This is a genomic window from Streptomyces sp. NPDC005566, assembly GCF_040605575.1.
GTDB lineage: Bacteria > Actinomycetota > Actinomycetes > Streptomycetales > Streptomycetaceae > Streptomyces.
In genome coordinates this window covers 53,820-74,475 of sequence record NZ_JBEXDB010000021.1, presented here as the reverse complement: position 1 = coordinate 74,475, position 20,656 = coordinate 53,820, and the positions used below count along the sequence as shown (strand labels likewise).

Sequence of the window (20,656 nt, the reverse complement as noted above, 5' to 3'; positions counted from 1 at the left end):
CGGTGGTGCTGATGGCGGTGCTGACGGCGGTGCCGATGGTGGCGTTGACGGCGGTGCTGATGGTGGTGCCGACGGCGGGACCACCGGTTCCGCGACCGGTGACACCGACGGAGCCGGCACGGACACCGACAGTGTCGGCAACCAGCCGGTCGAGCAGGGCAAGGGCAAGGACGAGCTCGCCGAGACCGGTGCGGCCGAGACCACGTTCCTGCTGCTCGGTGCCGCGACGATGATCGCCGGTGGTATCGGCTTCCGCTTCCTGCCGCGCCTGGTGAACGGCCGTACGGTCGCCTAGCACCAGCTAGCGACACACGTACGTACAGAGGGACCCGATCCGCTTCTCCGCGGGTCGGGTCCCTCTGCGCGTCGGCGGCGGACCGCAAGCCGTGGAGCGGGCCTGAAGGACGGGGCTTCCCGCCCTGCCCCTCAACGCGTAGGGCGGCAGGAGCCGCGCTACGTGCCCGTGGAGGCCTGCCGACGCCCCGTGGGCCCGGCAGCGCGGTTCCGGCTGCGTGGGTACGGCTGCGGGAGCGTTACGGGGGGAGGGGAGCGTCGAGGGGGCTGTACCGGCGCACCGAAGCGACGGGCGGTGGGTGAGAGCGGCTTCTGCGCACCGATGGCGTCAGCGCTCGGGTCTGGGCCGACGGTCCGCTGCTCACCGAGCGCACGTGGCCGGGGCAGGGGGTCACTCCGGGTCGATCTGCCGACGCTCAGTGACCAGTCGCTCGCTTGCGCACAGCCGCTGTCTACACGGCCTGGTGCGCCAGCAGTGCCAGGGCGGCCACCAGGATCACCATCAGGGCGATCAGCATCGCCGGATTCAGACCCACGAACGGGCCTTCCTCCTGCATGCGCTCCCGGCTCGCCCGGCAGACGCGGCAGCGGCCCTCGCTGATGGGAGCCGCGCAGTTCGCGCACACCAGTCGGTCATAGGTCATGCGCTTTCCTCCTCCCGCGCGGCGGAGCCGCATACGCTTTCTCTCCGCACAACGCTCCGGGAAACGCAACCGTTCCCCCTACCACTGTGCCAGCTCGCGCCGGTTTCGGCGCGGCCCGCCGGGCAAGGCCCGGCACGCCCCGATTCGTACTCGGTCGCGTTCCGTTACATATCGCCCATTGCTGGACGCCGACTGCACGCGTCAGCCCGGTTCGCGTATGGTCACGCACACCTACTCCCGGCCGACCGTGGTGCATCCGTGATCCGATTCGACAACGTCTCCAAGACCTACCCGAAGCAGAGCCGTCCAGCTCTCCGCGATGTCTCACTCGACATCGAGAAGGGTGAGTTCGTCTTCCTGGTGGGCTCATCCGGCTCCGGCAAGTCCACCTTCATGCGGCTCATCCTCCGCGAGGAGCGCGCCAGCCAGGGCATGGTCCATGTGCTCGGCAAGGACCTCGCGCGGCTGTCCAACTGGAAGGTGCCGCAGATGCGCCGCCAGCTGGGCACGGTCTTCCAGGACTTCCGGCTCCTCCCCAACAAGACCGTCGCCGAGAACGTGGCCTTCGCGCAGGAGGTCATCGGCAAGCCGCGCGGCGAGATCCGCAAGGCGGTGCCGCAGGTTCTCGACCTCGTCGGGCTCGGGGGCAAGGAGGACCGGATGCCCGGTGAGCTCTCCGGTGGTGAGCAGCAACGCGTCGCGATCGCCCGTGCGTTCGTCAACCGCCCCATGCTGCTGATCGCGGACGAGCCGACCGGAAACCTCGACCCGCAGACCTCCGTGGGCATCATGAAACTGCTGGACCGGATCAACCGGACCGGCACCACCGTGATCATGGCGACCCACGACCAGAACATCGTCGACCAGATGCGCAAGCGCGTCATCGAGCTCGAGCAGGGCCGTCTCGTACGTGACCAGGCGCGCGGCGTCTACGGCTACCAGCACTGAGCACCTGCACGAGCATCGAGTACTGAAAGGACGCCATGCGCGCCCAGTTCGTCCTGTCGGAGATCGGCGTCGGTCTTCGTCGCAACCTCACGATGACCTTCGCGGTCGTGGTCTCCGTCGCCCTCTCGCTCGCCCTGTTCGGCGGTGCGCTGTTGATGCGCGAGCAGGTCAGCTCGATGAAGACCTACTGGTACGACAAGGTCAACGTCTCGATCTTCCTCTGCAACAAGAGTGACGCCAAGGACGTGCCCAAATGCGCCAAGGGTGCGGTCACCGCGCAGCAGAAGAAGGAGATCAAGGCCGACCTCGAGAAGATGGAGGCCGTCGAGAAGCCGGTCCTCTTCGAGACGGTCGACGAGGCGTACAAGCACTACCAGGAGCAGTTCGGCGATTCGCCGATGGCCGGCAACATCACCCCGGACCAGATGCAGGAGTCGTTCCGCGTCAAGCTGAAGGACCCGCAGAAGTACAAGGTGGTCGCGACGGCCTTCGCGGGCCGTGACGGGGTGCAGTCCGTCCAGGACCAGCGCGGCATCCTGGACAATCTTTTCGAGATGATGAACGGCATGAACATGGCGGCGCTGTTCGTGATGGCGCTGATGCTGGTCATCGCGCTGATGCTCATCGTGAACACCGTCCGTGTATCGGCGTTCAGCCGGAGACGGGAGACGGGCATCATGCGCCTCGTCGGCGCCTCCGGCTTCTACATCCAGATGCCGTTCATCATGGAGGCGGCGTTCGCCGGTCTGATCGGGGGCCTGCTCGCCTGCGTGATGCTGCTCGCCGGCCGGTACTTCCTGATCGACGGCGGTCTCGCGCTCCAGGAGAAGCTGAATCTGATCGACTTCATCGGCTGGGAAGCGGTGCTCAGCAAGCTCCCGCTGGTCCTCGCGATCGGCCTGCTGATGCCCGCCGTTGCGGCTCTCTTCGCATTGCGCAAGTACCTCAAGGTGTGACGAGCGCCCCGTGCGGCATGCGGCCAACGAGCCGTGGGCCGCCGGGGCGTTGTCCTAGACTCGGCGCCATGCCGGGCCTCACGCACCGATTGAACCCCCGCGGTGTCTACCGCGGGGCGGCCCTGACATTGGTTTTCGCGAGCGTGCTCGCCACCGCAGCGGCCACCGGGTCCCTGCCGCGGGAGAAGGACAACGCGGCGGAGATAAAGACCCGTTCCGTCTCCTCCACCGTCGGTTCCGTCGACCGTGAGGAGATCGCGGAAGCGGCGGCCGACGCCGAGGCCGACGGGAAGTCCGGGACGGACGCGGCGGCGGAGGTCGTCAGCCGCAGCGGGGACCGCTGGGGCGCCGTGTACGACGAGCGCGAGTACGAGGACTTCGAGCAGGCACTGGACGGCTCGTACACCGGAGTGGGTATCTCCGCTCAGCGTTCGGCCCGCGGGGATGTCGTCGTGACGGGCGTCCAGCCGGGCGGACCCGCGGATCTGGCCGGTGTACGCAAAGGTGACCTGCTGCGTACGGTCGACGGCCGCCGGGTCGAGAAGCGCCCCGTCGCCGATGTGGTCGCCCTGCTGCGCGGCGACCGTTCGGGGGCCGTCGAGGGCACGCCCGTGGTCCTCGGGCTCAGACGAGGTGCGCACTCCTGGACCGAGACCCTCCACCGGGCCCGGCTCGCCACGCAGGCCGTCACCGTGCGGCGGCTGGGCGGGAAGCCCTCCTCCGCCGTGCTGATCAAGGTCGCCGCGTTCACCAAGGGTGCGGGCACCGCGATCCGCGACGCCGTGCGCACGGCCCCGGGGGAGGCGGGGATCCTCCTGGACCTCCGGGCCAACTCGGGCGGACTGGTCACCGAGGCCGTCACGGCCTCCTCGGCCTTCCTGGACGGCGGTCTCGTCGCCACGTACGACGTGCACGGCGAGCAGCGCGCCCTCTACGCCGACCCCGGCGGCGACACCCACCGGCCCGTGGTCGTCCTCGTGGACGGCGGCACGATGAGCGCGGCCGAGCTGCTGACCGGTGCCCTGCAGGACCGGGGCAGGGCTGTGACCGTCGGATCGCGCACCTTCGGCAAGGGCTCCGTGCAGATGCCCAGCAAGCTGCCGGGCGGCTCGGTGGCCGAGCTGACCGTCGGGCAGTACCGCACTCCGGCGGGCCGCAGCGTCGAAGGACACGGCATCACGCCGGACGTCGGGGCGGGTTCCGAGGCCCAGCAGCGGGCCGAGACAGTATTGATTGGCCTCGGGGGTGGGTCGTAGTGCGAAAATGACCGCACTATGGCCAAGGAAAAAGACACCGGGCGCAAGATGATTGCGCAGAACAAGAAGGCGCGGCACGACTACCACGTCCTCGACACCTACGAGTGCGGCCTCGTGCTCATGGGTACGGAGGTCAAGTCGCTGCGGATGGGCCGGGCGTCGCTGGTCGACGGCTTCGTCCAGATCGACAACCACGAGGCGTGGCTGCACAACATCCACGTCCCGGAGTACGTGCAGGGCACGTGGACCAACCACGCCGCCAAGCGGAAGCGCAAGCTGCTCATGCACCGGGCCGAGATCGACAAGCTGGAGTCGAAGTCGCAGGAGACGGGCCACACCATCGTGCCCCTCGCGCTGTACTTCAAGGACGGCCGGGTCAAGGTCGAGATCGCGCTCGCCAAGGGCAAGAAGGAGTTCGACAAGCGCCAGACGCTGCGCGAGAAGCAGGACACGCGGGAGACGAACCGCGCGATCTCGGCGGCCCGCCGGCGGCAGCGGAGCGCGTAGTACGGGGTCCCGCCCCGGAGCCGCCGTAATAGGGTGGCCCCGGCATGCGTCGGTCACGTACGATGGGCCGTGCACCTCACAGAAGGTGCGCGCATTTGAAAAAACAACATGGGGATGATCGGTTTCGACAGCGGATGTCGAGGCAGGGGAAGCGAGTCGAGGAAGCGGCAATGATCTCGTTAACCATATGTCGCAACCAATAATCGCCAATTCCAAGAGCGATTCCCAGTCCTTCGCCCTCGCTGCCTAATAAGCAGTGAGTGAGGGACCCTTAATGGGTGTCAGCCCGGGGGTGTTCCCGACCCGGACCCTGGCATAATCTAGGGGACTAAACCACTGAGTCCGGTCACGGGGCTCGGTGGGAAATCAAACAGTGACTGGGCCCGTCGGAGACTTGTTCGCGAGATCTCCGGGGCCGAGAAAAGCGCAGCGAACTGCACTCGGAGAAGCCCTGGTTCTGCACCGTTGGACGCGGGTTCGATTCCCGCCATCTCCACAATTCCCATGTGAACGAGGACCCCGTTGCCCCTGGCAGCGGGGTCCTCGTTTTTCTCCGTGCGGTCTCAGGTCCTGCGTGTCCCGGCCGCGGCCACCACCAGCGCCAGCGCCGCCGCGCACATCGGTACGGCATAGCCGGCGACCGTTCCGGAGTGCTCCACCAGTCGTCCGCCGACCGCCGAACCCACGGCCACTCCGCCGATCAGCGCGGTGGCCGAGAGCGTCATGCCCTCGTTGAGCTGCGCCTGCGGGGTGAGCCGCTGCACCAGCGTCATCACGGTGACCATGGTGGGCGCCGTGGCCGCACCTGCCACCAGCAGGGAGCCCGCGAGGACGAGCAGGGAGCCGGTCGTGGCCACGGCGATCAGGGGGAGCGACATGAGCACGGTCATCCCCGTGAGGCAGAGCAGCAGCCGGCGCCGGATGTCCACGGCGGGACGCAGCGCCCCGTACAGCAGCCCTGCGAGGCAGGAGCCGCCCGCCTGGAGAGCGAGGATCGCACCCCCGACGTGGGCGATCGAGACGATCTCCAGGGCGCCGAACACCGCGCCCGTCGCGAGGAACGCGGTGAGCAGGGCGGGCATGCCGGGCGTCCGCAGGGGTGAGGCCGCGTGGGTACGGGGTGCCACCGGGGGTTCGGTCGCCCGTTGAGCGGCGAAGATCAGGATGCCGGTCATCAGGAGGACCGCGCCGGTGAGGGTGCCCGCTTCGGGGAACAGTGCCCCGCACAGGGTGGCGGCCAGGACCGGGCCGAGCATGAAGCACAGCTCGTCGGCGGCCTGTTCGAAGGAGTTCGCGGTGTGCAGCGTCGCCGGGTCGCCCCGGTGCATGTGGGCCCAGCGTGCCCGGGACATGCCTCCGGTGTTCGGGGTGGTGGCCGTGGCGGCGTACGCGGCGAAGAGCGTCCAGACGGGGGCGTCGTAGTGCACGCAGAGCAGCAGGGCGAGTGAGCCGAGCGTCGCGATCGCGGTGGCCGGCACCGCGATCCTGGCCTGGCCGTACCGGTCGACGAGCCGCGCCGTCCAGGGGGCGACCAGGGCGGTCGCGGCGAGGCCGGTGGCGGTGACGGCGCCTGCGAGGGCGTACGAATCGTGTGCGCCGGCGATCATGATGACGGCGCTGACGCTCAACATCCCCATGGGTAGACGGGCGATGAGATTGCCCGCGGTGAAGGCGCGTGCGCCGGGGCCGGCGAGCAGACGGAGGTACGGGTTGCCGGCGGGGGAGGCAGGGGTTTTCTGGAGCACGGGTCAACCCTCACCGCGCGTGGCCCGTGCCGTCCAACACCTGCCCCGCGCGGATTCACGCACCGCTGTTGTAAATTCCGACGTGTGTCCGTCTCCTCGACCTCCGATACCGATCCCCGGCTTCTGCGCGCCTTCGTCGCCGTGGCCGAGGAGCTGCACTTCACCCGTGCCGCCGCCCTGCTCTACATCGCGCAGCAGGCGTTGAGCCGGGACGTCCGCCGCCTCGAGCGGGAGCTCGGCACGGAGCTCTTCGAGCGCACCACCCGCCAGGTGTCGCTCACTCCGGACGGGGAACGCCTCCTCCCGTACGCCCGGCGGGTGCTCGACGCCCACGGCGAACTCGCCGCCGCCTTCGGCGACCCGGCAGCCCGCCCGCTGCTCGTCGACCTCAACATCGACGGGATGACCGCGGCGCGGGTCCTGGCCAGGGCGCGGGAGCTCGCACCCGAATGCGAGCTGATGGCCCGCTTCGAGAGCGGCCTGACCTGGGCGGCGGGCGAGGTGCTCGCGGGGCGGCTCGATGTCTCCTTCGGCCGGGCGGCCGGGCTCGACCCCGCCGTCCTCTCCCGGCTTTCCGTACAGCCGGTGCGGTACGAGCCGATGGCCGTCCTGCTGCCGCACGATCATCATCTCGCCGGGCGCCGGGTCGTCGCATTGGACGAACTGTCCGGGGAGACCGTCTACGCGGGGGCGGGCAATACGCGCACCCGGGAGTGGACCGAGCTCGCCGCCCGGCTCTTCGGCGAGTGGGGCATCGTGCTGGCCCCACCGGCACCACTGGCCGTCGGAGTGGCTGAATTGCAACGGGTGATGGCCAAGTCCAGGCATCCCGTTCTGACCGTCGTCGACTTCCCGCCGCTGCCGGGTACGGTGGTGCGCCCGTTGGTCCGGCCCGTTCCGCTGTCTCCGCTGCTGCTGGTGTGGCGCACCGGGGCGAGGCACCCCGGCCTGGACTCGCTGCGTGCCGCTGCGGCCGAACTTGCTGCGACAGAGGGATGGATGGTTAGGCCACCTGATTCGTGGCTGCCTGAAGCCGATGTGTCACTCATGCGTCACCGTTCATGAACAACACCTCACACGGGGGCCTGACGGTCACCGGCGTGCGCTACATTCAATGTTTCCGGGTGCACCGCGTGGGGGCGTACGGACAGGGTGGGGGCCCGGTCCGACGGCAGAAATCCAGTCATTCGCGCGCACCCGACTCATTGAGTGGGGGAAGTGCAAACACCTGTGGAAAATTGGCGCGAAGGTACCCGTACCGGGCACACGCACGAGCCGAACGACGTCACCGTCCAGCTGGACGGACTCGGCCGGCAGCTTTCCGAACTGCCTGTTGAACCGACGCCGCCGGACAACACCGACGGTCCGGTCTTCGTCGACGAGAGCGGCCGCCGCAGCAAGACGTACCGACGCCTGGGCTGGATGCTCGCCGCGATCTGTGCCGTCTACGCGGTGACGCTGGTCGTCGCCGTGCTCGGCGGCAACTCCAGCGCTCCCTGGCTGCCTCTCTCCGGACAGGAGGAGAAGAAGTCGGGCGAGGTGGAGGTCCGTCCCGCCCCGAGCGACGGCACGGGATCGGTGGCCGGGACCCCCGGGCCCACGCCCAGCTCCACCGCCTCCGGTCCGGGCCCCAGCACGGGTGCGACCGCGTCGGGCGGCGCGTCCGCCGGACCGGCCTCGTCCGGCTCGGCCGCCTCGGCCTCCGCGAGCAACGCCCCGTCCAGGGGCAACAACGTCGCCACGCAGCCCGCTCCCGGGACGTCGGCCTCCGAGACACAGCCCGCCAGCCCTCCGCCGTCGACCGACCCCGGGCCGGTCGAGTCGAGCCCGCCCCCGCCCGAGGAGTCCTCGGCCCCACCGGTGGTCCAACAAGAAGGCGCACAGTAAAAATGACAACCCCCGCCCCGCGGGGCAGGCACAACCGGAAGAAGAAGCGGACCGTCCGGCGCAGGCTTCCCATGCGCTACCTGCTTCCGTCGCTCCTCCTTGTCGCCCTGCTCGCCATGCTGATGCTGCGCGGATACGTACACAGTGAGATCCTCGCCGACCACCGCATCCAGGCCCCGGCGCCCACCACCCAGGTGCCGGACAGTGTTCTCGAAGGCGGCCCGGTCATCGACGCCCGGGCCCGGGGCGGGACCGCGAAGACCCTGCGCATACCCGACCGCAAGATCGTCCTGACCTTCGACGACGGCCCCGACCCGGTCTGGACCCCGCGTGTCCTGGACGAGCTCAAGAAGCACCACGCGCACGGCGTCTTCTTCGTCACCGGCACCATGGCCTCGCGCTACCCCGACCTCGTGGAACGCATGGTCGACGAGGGGCACGAGGTCGGGCTGCACACGTTCAACCACCCCGACCTGTCCTTCCAGTCCACCAGCCGCATAGACCGGGAGCTCTCCCAGAACCAGCTGGTGCTGGCGGGCGCCGCCGGTATCCGTACATCGTTGTTCCGGCCGCCGTACTCCTCGTTCTCCGACGCCATGGACAACAAGTCGTGGCCGGTCACGCAGTACATCGGCAGCCGCGGCTACCTCACCGTCGTGAACGACACCGACAGTGAGGACTGGAAGCGCCCCGGCGTGGACGCGATCATCGAGCGAGCCACGCCCAAGCACGGCAAGGGCGCCATCATCCTGATGCACGACTCCGGCGGCAACCGTGCCCAGACCGTGGCTGCCATCGGGAAGTTCCTGCCGCAGATGCAGGAGCGCGGCTACGCCTTCACCAACCTCACCGCCGCCCTCGGCGCACCCAGCGCGCACACCCCGGTCACCGGGCTCGCGCTCTGGAAGGGCAAGGCGTTCGTCACCGCCGTGGACATCTCCGAGCAGGTCACCAGCGTGCTGGTGGTCGGCCTCGCGGTGATCGGCGCGCTGGTCCTCGCCCGCTTCGGTCTCATGCTGCTGCTCTCCTTCCTGCACGCCAGGCGGGTGCGCCGCAAGGACTTCAGCTGGGGCGAACCCTTCACCCGCCCGGTGACGGTCCTCGTTCCCGCGTACAACGAGCGCGCGTGCATCGCCGCGACCGTGCGCTCGCTGGTGGCGAGCGACTACCCGATCGAGGTCATCGTCATCGACGACGGCTCGACGGACGGTACGGCCGACCTCGTCGACGAGATGTGGATTCCGAACGTCCGCGTCGTCCGCCAGCGCAACGCGGGAAAGCCCGCGGCGCTGAACAACGGCATCGCGAACGCCCGCTACGACATCGTCGTGATGATGGACGGCGACACGGTGTTCGAACCCTCCACCGTGCGCGAGCTCGTACAGCCCTTCGCCGACCCCCGGGTCGGAGCGGTCGCGGGCAACGCCAAGGTCGGCAACCGTGACTCGCTGATCGGCGCCTGGCAGCACATCGAGTACGTGATGGGCTTCAACCTCGACCGCCGCATGTACGACATGCTGCGCTGCATGCCCACCATCCCCGGTGCGGTCGGCGCGTTCCGCCGGGACGCGTTGGACCGGATCGGCGGCATGAGCGAGGACACCCTCGCCGAGGACACCGACGTCACCATGGCCCTGCACCGCGACGGCTGGGACGTCGTCTACGCGGAGAACGCGCGGGCCTGGACCGAGGCTCCGGAGTCGGTGCAGCAGTTGTGGTCGCAGCGCTACCGGTGGTCGTACGGCACGATGCAGGCCATCTGGAAGCACCGCCGCGCCGTCATCGAACGAGGCCCCTCGGGCCGCTTCGGACGGGTCGGACTGCCATTCGTCTCCCTGTTCATGGTCGTCGCCCCGCTGCTGGCGCCCCTCATCGACGTCTTCCTGCTGTACGGACTGGTCTTCGGCCCGACGGGGAAGACGGTCGCCGCCTGGTTCGGCGTCCTGCTGGTGCAGGCGGTCTGCGCCGCGTACGCGTTCCGGCTCGACCGGGAGCGCATGGTCCACCTGATCTCCCTGCCGCTCCAGCAGATCCTCTACCGGCAGCTCATGTACGTCGTGCTGCTCCAGTCCTGGATCACCGCTCTCACCGGCGGCCGGCTGCGCTGGCAGAAGCTGCGCCGTACGGGAGCGGTGGAAGCGCCCGGTGCGACGCAGACCCGCCGCAACGACGCGGGCAGGGACCGGAGGCCGGTCGCATGACCTACCCGAACCAGCCCCGGCAGGACGGCCCGTACCCGCCGGACGGCGAGTACGGCCAGACCGGCGAGTACGGCCAGGACGGCGAGTACGGCCAAACCGGCGAGTACGGTCAGACCGGCCGCGAGTACGGCCGGAACGGCCAGTACAGCCAGAGCGGCGAGTACAGCCAGAGCGGCCAGTACCGCGAGACAGGCCGGGACGGTGAGTACGTCCAGTACCCGCCGGCCGACAGGCCCTTCGCCGCGGAGCCCGCCGTCCCCCCGCAGGCGGTACCCGGCACCCGCCCGGCGCCCGCCGGAGCGTTCCCGGACCCGACCCGGACGGCCCGCCATGCCGCCCCGACCACCGCTCCGCCCACCGCCCCGCCCCCCGTGCCCGGCCCGGCGGCCGGCACCGGGTCCGCCCCCGCCGCCAAGCCGGGGCGGGACCGCTACCTCGACGTCCTGAGGGCCGTGGCCCTCGTCCGCGTCGTCTTCTTCCACCTCTTCGGCTGGGCCTGGCTGACGGTCCTCTTCCCGTCCATGGGCGTGATGTTCGCCCTGGCCGGTTCGCTGATGGCCCGTTCGCTGGCCCGCCCCGCGGGAAGCGTGATCCGCAGCCGGCTGCGCAGGCTGCTCCCGCCGATGTGGGCCTTCTCGCTCGTCGTCGTGCCGGTGATGTTCGCGCTGAGCTGGAAGCCCTTCCGCGAGGAGGGGCTGTGGTGGTTCATCAAGATCGCCTACTACATCTTCCCGGTGGGCACCCCTCCGTACCCGGAGGAGAACGGCTCGACCGGCGGCTGGCTGGAGCTGACCTGGGCCGACCAGGCTGCGGGCCCGCTCTGGTACCTCCGCGCCTACCTCTGGTTCGTGCTCGCCTCGCCCCTGCTGCTGAAGGCGTTCCGCAAGCTGCCGTGGGTGACGCTGCTCGCCCCGATCGGCCTCACGGCGGTGATCGGTACCGGCCTGGTGACGGTCCCCGGCACCTTCGGCGAGGGTCTCATCGACTTCGCCGTGTTCGGGTCCTGCTGGATCCTGGGCTTCGCCCACAACGACGGACTGCTGAAGGAGATCCCGCGCTACCTGGCGGTGTCGTCCGCCGCGATCGTCATGGGCTTCGGCCTGTGGTGGGCATCCGGCCACCTCACCGAGGAGGGCTGGAACCTGGACGAGATCCCGTTGGCCCAGGCCACCTGGTCCCTCGGCTTCTGCGCGATCCTGCTCGTGTACGCACCGTCCTGGCAGAAGCTCCCCGGACGGCTCGCCGGGTGGGACAGCCTCGTCACCCTGGCCAACAACAGGGCCGTGACGATCTACCTGTGGCACAACCTGCTGCTGATGGCCGCCGCACAGCTCGTCGACGAACTCTGGTCCGTCCCGTGGCTCGGCGACACGTTCGGTACGTACATAGAGCAGTCGTACCAAGTGCTCGTCTTCATCGTGATCTGGCCGCTGATAGGGCTGGCGATCCTGGCGTTCGGCTGGGTCGAGGACGTCGCCGCCAAGCGCCGGCCCCGCCTGTGGCCCAACGGGGCGGGCAAGCGCAGGTCCTGAGGCCGGTGACAGGGGTGCGGCGGGCCCGGCTCACCGCACCCCCGACGGCCGAGTGAGAGCAAGGTTGCGCACCGGTCACCTCGCGGCACCGCACCGAAACGCGGGTTCCATAACGTCGGCAGGACAACACCCCGACCCCTGTGGAGGCGCGTGATGGCCGGTCGTTGGATCGAACAGTGGGAGCCGGAGGACGAGACCTTCTGGCGTGAGTCCGGCGAGCGTGTGGCACGCCGGAACCTGTGGTTCTCCGTGCTGTCGGAGCACATCGGATTCTCGATCTGGTCCCTGTGGTCCGTCATGGTCCTGTTCATGGGACCGGAGTACGGGGTCGACCCGGCCGGCAAGTTCTTCCTGATCTCCACGGCCACCCTGGTCGGCGCCATCGTGCGGGTGCCCTACACCTTCGCGGTCGCCCTCTTCGGGGGGCGCAACTGGACCATCTTCAGTGCGCTGTCGCTCCTGGTGCCGACCATCGCCGCCTTCATGGTGATGGAGCCCGGGACCTCGTACACCACCTTCGTCGTGGTGGCCGCGCTCACCGGCATCGGCGGCGGCAACTTCGCCTCGTCGATGACGAACATCAACGCCTTCTTCCCGCTCCGCAAGAAGGGCTGGGCCCTCGGGCTCAACGCGGGCGGCGGCAACATCGGCGTCCCCGTCGTCCAGCTCATCGGCCTGCTGGTGATCGGCACGGCAGGCGCCGCACACCCGAGGATCGTGCTCGGCGTGTACGTGCCGCTGATCGTCATCGCCGCACTGGGCGCCGCGCTCAGGATGGACAACCTGCGGCCCGTCCAGAACGACACCGGGGCGGCGCTCCAGGCCGTACGCGAACCGCACACGTGGATCATGTCCGTGCTCTACATCGGCACCTTCGGCTCGTTCATCGGCTACAGCTTCGCCTTCGGGCTCGTCCTGCAGACGCAGTTCGGCCGGACCCCGCTGCAGGCCGCCTCGCTGACCTTCATCGGACCGCTGCTCGGCTCCCTGATCCGGCCCGCGGGCGGCCTGCTCGCCGACCGCTACGGCGGCGCCCGGATCACCCTGTGGAACTTCGCGGCGATGGCCGCGGCGACCGGTGTGGTCGTGTACGCCTCCGGCATCAAGTCGCTGCCGGTCTTCCTCGTCGGCTTCATCGCGCTGTTCGTGCTGACGGGCCTGGGCAACGGTGCGACGTTCAAGATGATCCCGGGCATCTTCCACGCACAGGGGATCGGCAAGGGCCTGAGCGGCGAGGAGGCCGCGGCGTACGGTCGGCGGCTCTCCGGTGCGGCCATGGGACTCATCGGGGCGATCGGGGCACTGGGCGGCCTCGCGATCAACCTCGCCTTCCGCCAGTCCTTCGCGACCTCGGGCACCGGGACGGCCGCCTTCTCGACCTTCCTGGTCTTCTACGCCGTCTGCTTCACCCTCACGTGGGCGGTATACCTTCGCCGGACCGCGCCCGTGCCCGCGAAGCCCCAGCTCAGCTATGCCGAGGTGTGAGGATGACCACAGGGTGTCAGGTGACGTAACGGGCGGGAAATACAGGTGAACCGAGACTGTCACGCAGGGTTGGCAGTCTCGGTCCTCCGCACCATCGAGCAGCAGCGGGACGAGAGCCGGGTATCACGCCATGCACGACGACGCACAACACGGGCCCCTCGCGGGCTTCACGGTCGGGGTGACCGCCGCCCGTCGCGCCGAGGAGCTCGGGACGCTCCTCCAGCGGAGGGGCGCAGCGGTCCTGCACGCCCCCGCCCTGCGGATCGTGCCGCTCGCCGACGACAGCGAACTCCTGGCCGCCACCAAGGAACTGATCGACGACGCACCCGATGTCGTGATCGCCACGACGGCGATCGGCTTCCGGGGCTGGGTGGAGGCCGCCGACGGCTGGGGCATCGGTGACCAGCTCCTGGACCTGCTGCGCGGCGTCGAACTGCTCGCCCGCGGACCCAAGGTCAAGGGCTCCATCCGGGCCGCCGGGCTCACCGAGGCATGGTCGCCCGGGTCCGAGTCGATGGCCGAGGTGCTGGACCGGCTGCTCGGCGAGGGCGTCGACGGACGCCGGATCGCCCTCCAGCTGCACGGCGAACCGCTGCCCGGCTTCGTCGAGGCGCTCCGGGCGGCCGGCGCCGAGGTCGTCGGCGTACCCGTCTACCGGTGGATGCCCCCGGAGGACATCGCCCCGCTCGACCGGATGCTCGACGTCACGGTCGCCCGCGGTCTGGACGCCCTCACCTTCACCAGCGCCCCCGCCGCCGCCTCGTACCTGAACCGGGCCGAGGCACGGGGAATGCTCCCGGAGGTCCTGTCCGCCCTGCAGCACGACGTCGTCACGGCCTGCGTGGGGCCGGTCACCGCGCTGCCCCTGCAGGCCCGGGGCATCGACACCGTCCAGCCGGAACGCTTCCGGCTCGGCCCGCTCGTCCAGGTGCTCTGCACCCAGCTGCCGGCCCGCGCCCGTACGCTCCCGGTGGCCGGGCACATGCTCGAGATCCGCGGGCAGGCCGCGCTGGTCGACGGCGCCCTGCGCCCGGTGCCGCCCGCGGGCATGGCCCTCCTGCACACACTGGCCCGCAAGCCGGGCTGGGTGGTGTCGCGCGCCGATCTGCTGCGGGCGCTGCCCGGCAGCGGCACGGACGAGCACGCGGTGGAAACGGCCATGGCGCGGCTCCGCACGGCGCTGGGTGTGGCCAGGCTGATCCAGACGGTCGTCAAGCGCGGCTACCGGCTGGCGCTGGACCCGTCCGCAGACACCAAGTACGCGGATTCCTGACGGATCGCTACCGTGCGGGGATGATCAACGACACCCATCCTCTGGTCGCGGGCGTCCGGCTGAGGCCCGCGACGCCCGATGACGCCGAGTCCTTCGCCGAGACCCTGACCCGCAGCCGTGCCTACATGCGCCGCTGGGAGCCCGTAAGGCCCGAGGCCTTCTACACCCCGCAGGGCCAGGCCCAGCGCCTGGCCGGGCTGCTGGCGGACCGGGACGCCGGGCGTGCCATGCCCTGGGTACTGGCCGACGAGGAGGACCGGGTCGTGGGCGCGATGACGCTCGCGTCGATCGAACGCGGTCCGTTCCGCAACGCACGGCTCGGCTACTGGGTCGACGTCGACCGTGCGGGCCAGGGGCTGGCGACCGCCGCCGTCGGCCGGGTCTGCGAGGTGGCGCGTGACGGGCTCGGACTGCACCGGATCGAGGCCGGGACGGTCGTGGACAACACGGCCTCGCAACGGGTGCTGGCGAAGGCCGGGTTCGAGCTCATCGGTACCGCGTCGCGCTATCTCCACATCAACGGCGCGTGGCAGGACCACCGGATGTTCCAGCGGATCCTGCACGACGGACCGCCGCAGCCCTGAGCGGTTCCCGGGGTGCGAGCGGTGCCTGCCGGACGTGCCGGTGGCCGGCGAGCGGGTACTGCGGCGGCAGGGCGGGGATGACCTCGGCGAGCGGGTAGCCCGCCTTCTCCGCGACCCGGCAGGACGCCTCGTTGTCCACCTGGTGGAGCAGCTCCAGCCGACGCAGGCCCTCCGAGGTGAACGTGGTGAACGCCCAGTCGGTGAGCGCCTGGAGGGCCCGTGACGCCACGCCGCGGCCGCGTGCCGCCGCCGTGGTCCAGTAGCCCGCCTCGGCGCTCTCCGCACCCGGTACGGGGCGTTTCAGGGCGAGGTTGCCGACGAGTTGACCGCCCCGCTCCGTATCGGTCACGGCGAAGCTGAGGCGGCTGCCGGACGCCCAGCCGTCCCGCTGGACCGCCAGCCACCGCTCCGCGTCCGCGACGTCGGACACCGGGACCCCCACCCACCGGCGCATCGCCGGGTCGTCGTACGCCGCGAGAAGCGCCGGGATGTCGTCCGGGCGCCAGGGGCGCAGCAGCAGCGGCCCGGCCGTCAGTGTGACCGTCTCGTCGATCATGGGGACACGGTACGGCGGTGGGCCGGGCGGCAGGAGGGGTTCCGGGCAAGGCCGGGGACGGGCACTCTGGAGGTGACTCCCACGGTGACCCCAGGGCGGTGACAGGCGCATGGCGGCGGGCACGAGCTCGTACGGCCGGCGTTTCGACGCGGGCCGCATCTGTCTGGACCTGGTGGCGACGGGGGTGGGCGGCTCCGGAGCCTGCGAGCAGTTGGACCGTCCCGCACGGCTCGCCGCCTGGCTGGTGGCGTCCGGGCTGGTCCCGAAGGGGACGCCGCTGACCGCCGTGGACGACACCTGGGTGGCGCGCTTCCGGGCGTTGCGGGCGGTCATCGAAGAGCTGGTGACCGCCGAACTGGCCGGCCGCGGCGACGACGCCGCCCTGGGCCGGATCAACGCACTCGCGGCCGTGCCGACCCCTGGCCTGCGGGCCGTACGGGGCAAGGGCGGCGCGCTCGTACGGGCGCTGAGCACCGGCCCCGGGTGCGACGGGCTGCTGGCGGCGGTGGCCCGGGACGCGGTGGACCTGCTGACGGATCCGGTGGCCAGGGAGGGGCTGCGCCGCTGCGAGGGCGATGCCTGCCGGCGGCTCTACCTGGACACGTCGCGGGGGCGGCGGCGCCGCTGGTGCTCCAGCGAGGTCTGCGGCAACCGGGAGCGGGTGGCCCGGCACCGCCGCCGGGTCAGAGCCGTTCCGTAGAACGCATGTCGCAAAAGAAAGTTGTGACTCCGTTGAATGAACCGGCACCCGCGTGCGTATCGATGGTCACAGAGCTCGACAGGGTCTCGACCAGGAGGATCGTGTGCGCAAGGATGCGGCCGTGGCCGATGACCGTCCGCACAGGGCTCGACATCGCAGTGAACCGCCCCGATCTTCCTCCGCCGTCCCCGACGAGGAGCTGATGCGGGCGCTTTACCGCGAACACGCCGGTCCTCTGCTCGCTTACGTGCTCCGCCTTGTCGCGGGTGACCGTCAGCGTGCCGAGGACGTTGTGCAGGAGACGCTCATCCGTGCCTGGAAGAACGCCGGTTCGCTCAACCGGGCCACCGGCTCAGTCCGCCCCTGGCTGGTGACGGTCGCCCGGCGCATCGTCATCGACGGCCACCGCAGCCGGCAGGCCCGGCCGCGCGAGGTCGATCCGTCGCCGCTGGAGGTCATTCCCGCGGAGGACGAGATTGACAAGGCGTTGTGGCTGATGACGCTCTCGGATGCGCTCGACGATTTGACCCCGGCTCACCGGGAAGCATTGGTCGAGACCTACTTCAAGGGTCGTACGGTCAACGAGGCCGCCGAGGTACTCGGCATCCCCAGCGGGACTGTGCGATCCCGGGTTTTCTACGCACTTCGTTCCATGAAGCTCGCACTCGAAGAGAGGGGGATCACGGCATGAGCGACCACGAGTGGCAGCCGTTCGGGCCCCGGCCGACGGGCCCCCGCGGCCCCTCGGGGCCGTCAGGCCCCCCACGCCCGTCCGCGGGCCCCTTCGAGTTCCCCGTGGAAGGCCCGGAGCACGACGCGGCCGGTGCCTATGTCCTGGGCATCCTGGACGACGCCGAGGCGAGCGCCTTCGAGGCCCATCTGGCCGGCTGTGCACTGTGCGCCGCCCACCTCGACGAGTTCGCCGGGATGGAACCCATGCTGGCGATGCTCGCGGAGGCCCCCGCGGCCCTCCCCGGTGCCCGCCCCGTCCCGCACGTACCCGAGCAGCCGGCGCCGCGGCTGCTGGACAGCCTGGTCGACGAGGTCGCGCAGAAGCGGGCGCAGCGGCGGCGGCGCAGCAGGTATCTGATCGCGGCGGCCGCGGTCCTCGTGATCGGCGGCCCCGTGGTCGCGGTCACGGCCACGGGCGACGACACCGCCGGGAAGTCGGTCCAGGCGGCCGATCCCCATCCGACGAGCCCGGCCGAGGACGCCTTCTTCCAGCACATGACGGAGAAGCTGCAGGCGACGGATCCCACCACCCGGGTCGACGCCACGGTCGGTATGGAGCCCAAGGCCTGGGGGACGCACACGGTCCTGCAGCTGAAGAACGTCAAGGGCCCGCAGAAATGCAGCCTGATCGCCGTGTCCAAGACCGGTGAGGAGGAGATCGTCACCTCCTGGTCCGTTCCGAAGTGGGGGTACGGGATCGAGAATTCAACCCACGCGAGTGCGAAGTACCCGCTGTACGTGCACGGCGGCGCGGCGATGGCGCGCAACGACATCGATCACTTCGAGGTGCGGACCTTCGACGGCGAGCGGCTGGTGGAGATCGACGCGTAAACGCAATACGGGCGGCAGGTGCGCCGGGGGCCCCTCTTCGCGTACGGTTGACGGCTGCCCAATGCACGTCAGAAGGGGGCCTCGGTGGCCGCGCAGGATGCCGCTGTCGATTCGTTGCGGGACCGGGAAATCGGTGTCGAACAAGTACATCTGGACCGGGTCTACCACCGTCTCGAAGAGAAGATCGACGAGGCGGAATTTCTCATGCACGACGCCGGCAAGAGGGGGCAGGTCGGTACGCCGGGCGCGCTCGCGGAGCGGGACGCCCAGGTCTTCCGTGCCGGGGTCCACCTCAACCGGCTGAACAGTGAGTTCGAGGACTTCCTCTTCGGGCGGATCGACCTCCTCCACGGCAAGGACGGCGAACGCGGCCCGGACGGCGCCTTCACCTCCGTCGAGCCCGCCGACGACGCCGTACGGGAGGACAGCACCGCCGATGTCGCCGAGACGCTGCACATCGGCCGCATAGGAGTACTCGACTCCGACTACGCGCCCCTGGTGATCGACTGGCGGGCCCCGGCCGCCGCGCCGTTCTACCGATCGACGCCCAAGGACCCCGGCAGGGTCGTACGCCGACGGGTCATCCGCTCCAAGGGCCGCAGGGTCCTCGGGGTCGAGGACGACCTGATGCGTCCGGAGCTGACCGCGTACCTGGGCGGCGACAAGTTGCCCGTCATCGGCGACGGCGCCCTGATGGCCGCGCTGGGGCAGGCCCGCAGCCACACCATGCGGGACATCGTCTCGTCGATCCAGGCCGAGCAGGACATGGTGATCCGCGCCCCCGCCGCCTCCGTCACGGAGGTCTCCGGAGGGCCCGGGACCGGCAAGACCGCGGTCGCCCTGCACCGGGCCGCGTATCTGCTCTACCAGGACCGGCGCCGGTACGCGGGCGGCATCCTCGTCGTCTCGCCGACGCCGCTCCTGGTCGCGTACACCGAAGGGGTGCTGCCCTCGCTCGGCGAGGAGGGCCAGGTCGCGATCCGCGCCGTCGGCTCGCTGTCCGACGAGGCGGCGGGCATCGAGGGCGCCACCACGTACGACGAGCCGGCCGTGGCCCGGATCAAGGGCTCCTCCCGGATGCTCCACGTGCTGCGCAAGGTGGCCCGCGGGGCACTGGAGCAGCCCGCACCCCGGTCCACCTCCCAGGAGGGGCAACTGGCGTTCGGAGAGGCGGAGGCCCCGGACGCGGCCGTCACCCCCACCCAGCTGAGGGTGGTGGCCTTCGGCGCCCGCGTCGAGCTGAACGGGGACGAGCTCCGGCGCATCCGGCACAACGTGCTCGGCGGCACCGCGCCCGTCAACCTGCTGCGCCCGCGCGCCCGCAAACTGCTCCTGGACGCCTTGTGGAACAAGTCGTCGGGCCGGGGCCGCTACACCGACCCCGAGCTCGCCGCGGAGCTCCGTTCGTCCTTCGACGAGGACGTCTCCACGGAGACCCCGTTCCTCACGTTCCTGAACGCCTGGTGGCCGGAACTCACCCCCCGCGGGGTGCTGGCCGCGATGGCCGACGAGCGCAGGCTCGGCCGTTGGGCGCGCAGGATCCTCAACCAGGGTGAGGTGCGCCGCCTCGCCCGTTCGCTGAAGCGGCTGGACGGGGACGGCAAGGGCCCGCTCTCCGTCCATGACGTGGCGCTCCTGGACGAGCTCCAGACGCTGCTGGGAACCCCGCACCGCCCGAAGCGGAAGCGTGAGCTCGACCCGCTGGACCAGCTCACGGGTCTTGAGGAGCTGATGCCGCAGCGCGAGGAGACCCAGTGGGAGCGGGCGGAGCGGCTGGCGGCGGAGCGCACCGAGTACGCGCACGTCATCGTCGACGAGGCGCAGGACCTGACGCCCATGCAGTGGCGCATGGTCGGCCGCCGTGGCCGGCACGCCACGTGGACGATCGTCGGCGACGCGGCACAGTCGTCCTGGTCCGATCCGGACGAGGCGTCGGCGGCCCGTGACGAGGCGCTCGGCAACCGGCCGCGGCGCCGGTTCACCCTCACGGTCAACTACCGCAACCCGGCGGAGATCGCCGAGCTCGCGGCGAAGGTGCTGGCGCTCGCCATGCCGGGAATGGAATCCCCGACCGCGGTCCGTTCGACGGGGGTGAAGCCGCGCTTCGAGACCGTACGGGACGGGGATCTCGCCGGAACCGTCCGCGAGGAGGCGCGCAGACTCCTCGGCGAGGTGGACGGCACAGTGGGCGTGGTCGTGGCGATGGACCGGCGCGCGGAGGCCCGTGCCTGGCTGGCGGAGCTCGGCGAACGGGTGGTGGCGCTGGGCAGCCTGGAGGCGAAGGGCCTGGAGTACGACGCCACGGTCGTCGTATCGCCCGCGGAGATCGCGGACGAGTCCCCGGCCGGCCTGCGGGTGCTGTACGTGGCCCTCACCCGGGCGACGCAGCAGCTGACCGTGGTCTCGGGGGAGCGTGATCTGCCGGACGGGGACGGTGTTCCCGACCTTCTGAGGGACTGATCCGAGGGGCTGCGGAGCGGCGGGCCGGTGCGGGCGGCGGTTCTTTTCCGAGTCAACCCGTCGCG

Annotated in this window: 19 protein-coding genes and 1 other RNA gene; 17 read left to right on the top strand and 3 right to left on the bottom strand. The window is 70.4% G+C overall.

Annotation, left to right across the window (positions count from 1 at the left end; all coding sequences use genetic code 11):
- On the top strand, positions 1-295 hold a 295-nt coding region (locus ABZS61_RS29030), incomplete at its 5' end, for an LPXTG cell wall anchor domain-containing protein (RefSeq protein ID WP_356427528.1).
- Positions 296-746: 451 nt separating this feature from the next.
- Here the strand turns inward: ABZS61_RS29030 and ABZS61_RS29025 are convergent.
- Complete coding sequence (locus ABZS61_RS29025; protein ID WP_356427525.1) at positions 747-938, bottom strand: hypothetical protein; 192 nt, start codon at positions 936-938, stop codon at positions 747-749.
- A gap of 258 nt (positions 939-1,196) precedes the next feature.
- On the opposite strand from ABZS61_RS29025, the gene ftsE reads away from it, so the two are divergent.
- From ftsE to ssrA, 5 genes are all read left to right on the top strand, one after another.
- Positions 1,197-1,886 (top strand): cell division ATP-binding protein FtsE, encoded by a 690-nt coding sequence (gene ftsE / locus ABZS61_RS29020; protein ID WP_014046319.1) that lies wholly within the window; start codon positions 1,197-1,199, stop codon positions 1,884-1,886.
- 35 nt (positions 1,887-1,921) lie between these two features.
- Positions 1,922-2,842, top strand: coding sequence for a permease-like cell division protein FtsX (gene ftsX / locus ABZS61_RS29015; RefSeq protein ID WP_351176902.1), 921 nt, complete (start codon positions 1,922-1,924; stop codon positions 2,840-2,842).
- A gap of 68 nt (positions 2,843-2,910) precedes the next feature.
- Positions 2,911-4,098 (top strand): S41 family peptidase, encoded by a 1,188-nt coding sequence (locus tag ABZS61_RS29010; RefSeq protein ID WP_356427521.1) that lies wholly within the window; start codon positions 2,911-2,913, stop codon positions 4,096-4,098.
- A gap of 18 nt (positions 4,099-4,116) precedes the next feature.
- Positions 4,117-4,605 carry an SsrA-binding protein SmpB gene (gene smpB, locus ABZS61_RS29005; RefSeq protein ID WP_329210461.1) on the top strand — a complete coding sequence of 163 codons (489 nt, stop codon included), beginning with the start codon at positions 4,117-4,119 and terminating at the stop codon, positions 4,603-4,605.
- A gap of 110 nt (positions 4,606-4,715) precedes the next feature.
- Positions 4,716-5,104: a transfer-messenger RNA gene (ssrA, locus tag ABZS61_RS29000) on the top strand.
- Between the two features lie 64 nt (positions 5,105-5,168).
- On the opposite strand, the gene ABZS61_RS28995 is transcribed toward ssrA, so the two are convergent.
- Complete coding sequence (locus tag ABZS61_RS28995; RefSeq protein WP_356427517.1) at positions 5,169-6,350, bottom strand: MFS transporter; 1,182 nt, start codon at positions 6,348-6,350, stop codon at positions 5,169-5,171.
- Positions 6,351-6,434: 84 nt separating this feature from the next.
- Here ABZS61_RS28995 and ABZS61_RS28990 point away from each other — a divergent pair, with 84 nt between their 5' ends.
- The 7 genes from ABZS61_RS28990 (at position 6,435) to ABZS61_RS28960 (ending at position 15,312) form a co-directional block, all read left to right on the top strand.
- On the top strand, positions 6,435-7,415 hold the full coding sequence (locus ABZS61_RS28990) for a LysR family transcriptional regulator (protein ID WP_356427514.1): 981 nt from the start codon (positions 6,435-6,437) through the stop codon (positions 7,413-7,415).
- A gap of 165 nt (positions 7,416-7,580) precedes the next feature.
- Entirely contained in the window at positions 7,581-8,237 is a 657-nt protein-coding gene (locus tag ABZS61_RS28985; RefSeq protein WP_356427511.1) for a hypothetical protein, read from the top strand.
- A gap of 2 nt (positions 8,238-8,239) precedes the next feature.
- Positions 8,240-10,438, top strand: a complete 2,199-nt coding sequence (locus ABZS61_RS28980) for a glycosyltransferase (protein WP_356427508.1) — start codon at positions 8,240-8,242, stop codon at positions 10,436-10,438.
- Positions 10,439-10,809: 371 nt separating this feature from the next.
- Positions 10,810-11,970, top strand: coding sequence for an acyltransferase (locus tag ABZS61_RS28975; RefSeq protein ID WP_356427631.1), 1,161 nt, complete (start codon positions 10,810-10,812; stop codon positions 11,968-11,970).
- 153 nt (positions 11,971-12,123) lie between these two features.
- Positions 12,124-13,455, top strand: coding sequence for a nitrate/nitrite transporter (locus ABZS61_RS28970; RefSeq protein WP_356427504.1), 1,332 nt, complete (start codon positions 12,124-12,126; stop codon positions 13,453-13,455).
- A 130-nt stretch (positions 13,456-13,585) separates the two neighbouring features.
- Complete coding sequence (locus tag ABZS61_RS28965) at positions 13,586-14,728, top strand: uroporphyrinogen-III synthase (protein ID WP_356427501.1); 1,143 nt, start codon at positions 13,586-13,588, stop codon at positions 14,726-14,728.
- Between the two features lie 20 nt (positions 14,729-14,748).
- Positions 14,749-15,312 (top strand): GNAT family protein, encoded by a 564-nt coding sequence (locus ABZS61_RS28960; RefSeq protein ID WP_356427498.1) that lies wholly within the window; start codon positions 14,749-14,751, stop codon positions 15,310-15,312.
- Here ABZS61_RS28960 and ABZS61_RS28955 read toward each other — a convergent pair.
- Complete coding sequence (locus ABZS61_RS28955; protein ID WP_356427495.1) at positions 15,245-15,868, bottom strand: GNAT family N-acetyltransferase; 624 nt, start codon at positions 15,866-15,868, stop codon at positions 15,245-15,247. The two genes, ABZS61_RS28960 and ABZS61_RS28955, sit on opposite strands and share 68 nt — an antisense overlap.
- A gap of 109 nt (positions 15,869-15,977) precedes the next feature.
- Between ABZS61_RS28955 and ABZS61_RS28950 the strand changes: the two genes are divergently transcribed.
- The 4 genes from ABZS61_RS28950 to ABZS61_RS28935 all read left to right on the top strand — a co-directional run bounded on the left by ABZS61_RS28950 (position 15,978) and on the right by ABZS61_RS28935 (position 20,591).
- The gene (locus tag ABZS61_RS28950; RefSeq protein WP_356427492.1) at positions 15,978-16,568 is read left to right on the top strand and encodes an ABATE domain-containing protein; all 591 of its coding nucleotides are present in this window, start codon (positions 15,978-15,980) and stop codon (positions 16,566-16,568) included.
- Positions 16,569-16,671: 103 nt separating this feature from the next.
- Positions 16,672-17,259, top strand: coding sequence for a sigma-70 family RNA polymerase sigma factor (locus ABZS61_RS28945; RefSeq protein ID WP_356427489.1), 588 nt, complete (start codon positions 16,672-16,674; stop codon positions 17,257-17,259).
- The gene (locus ABZS61_RS28940) at positions 17,256-18,131 is read left to right on the top strand and encodes a zf-HC2 domain-containing protein (protein ID WP_356427486.1); all 876 of its coding nucleotides are present in this window, start codon (positions 17,256-17,258) and stop codon (positions 18,129-18,131) included. Before ABZS61_RS28945 ends, ABZS61_RS28940 begins: the two co-directional genes overlap by 4 nt.
- 84 nt (positions 18,132-18,215) lie before the next feature.
- Positions 18,216-20,591, top strand: coding sequence for a UvrD-helicase domain-containing protein (locus tag ABZS61_RS28935; protein WP_356427483.1), 2,376 nt, complete (start codon positions 18,216-18,218; stop codon positions 20,589-20,591).
- Positions 20,592-20,656 lie beyond the last annotated feature (65 nt).

Bases quoted from the DNA above. Each gene is read 5' to 3' on its own strand.
- ABZS61_RS28955 (WP_356427495.1), bottom strand. From the start codon at position 15,868: ATGATCGACGAGACGGTCACACTGACGGCCGGGCCGCTGCTGCTGCGC.
- ABZS61_RS28965 (WP_356427501.1), top strand. From the start codon at position 13,586: ATGCACGACGACGCACAACACGGGCCCCTCGCGGGCTTCACGGTCGGG.
- ABZS61_RS28950 (WP_356427492.1), top strand. From the start codon at position 15,978: ATGGCGGCGGGCACGAGCTCGTACGGCCGGCGTTTCGACGCGGGCCGC.
- ABZS61_RS28980 (WP_356427508.1), top strand. From the start codon at position 8,240: ATGACAACCCCCGCCCCGCGGGGCAGGCACAACCGGAAGAAGAAGCGG.
- ABZS61_RS28960 (WP_356427498.1), top strand. From the start codon at position 14,749: ATGATCAACGACACCCATCCTCTGGTCGCGGGCGTCCGGCTGAGGCCC.
- ABZS61_RS29025 (WP_356427525.1), bottom strand. From the start codon at position 938: ATGACCTATGACCGACTGGTGTGCGCGAACTGCGCGGCTCCCATCAGC.
- ABZS61_RS28970 (WP_356427504.1), top strand. From the start codon at position 12,124: ATGGCCGGTCGTTGGATCGAACAGTGGGAGCCGGAGGACGAGACCTTC.
- ABZS61_RS28940 (WP_356427486.1), top strand. From the start codon at position 17,256: ATGAGCGACCACGAGTGGCAGCCGTTCGGGCCCCGGCCGACGGGCCCC.
- smpB (WP_329210461.1), top strand. From the start codon at position 4,117: ATGGCCAAGGAAAAAGACACCGGGCGCAAGATGATTGCGCAGAACAAG.
- ABZS61_RS29010 (WP_356427521.1), top strand. From the start codon at position 2,911: ATGCCGGGCCTCACGCACCGATTGAACCCCCGCGGTGTCTACCGCGGG.
- ftsX (WP_351176902.1), top strand. From the start codon at position 1,922: ATGCGCGCCCAGTTCGTCCTGTCGGAGATCGGCGTCGGTCTTCGTCGC.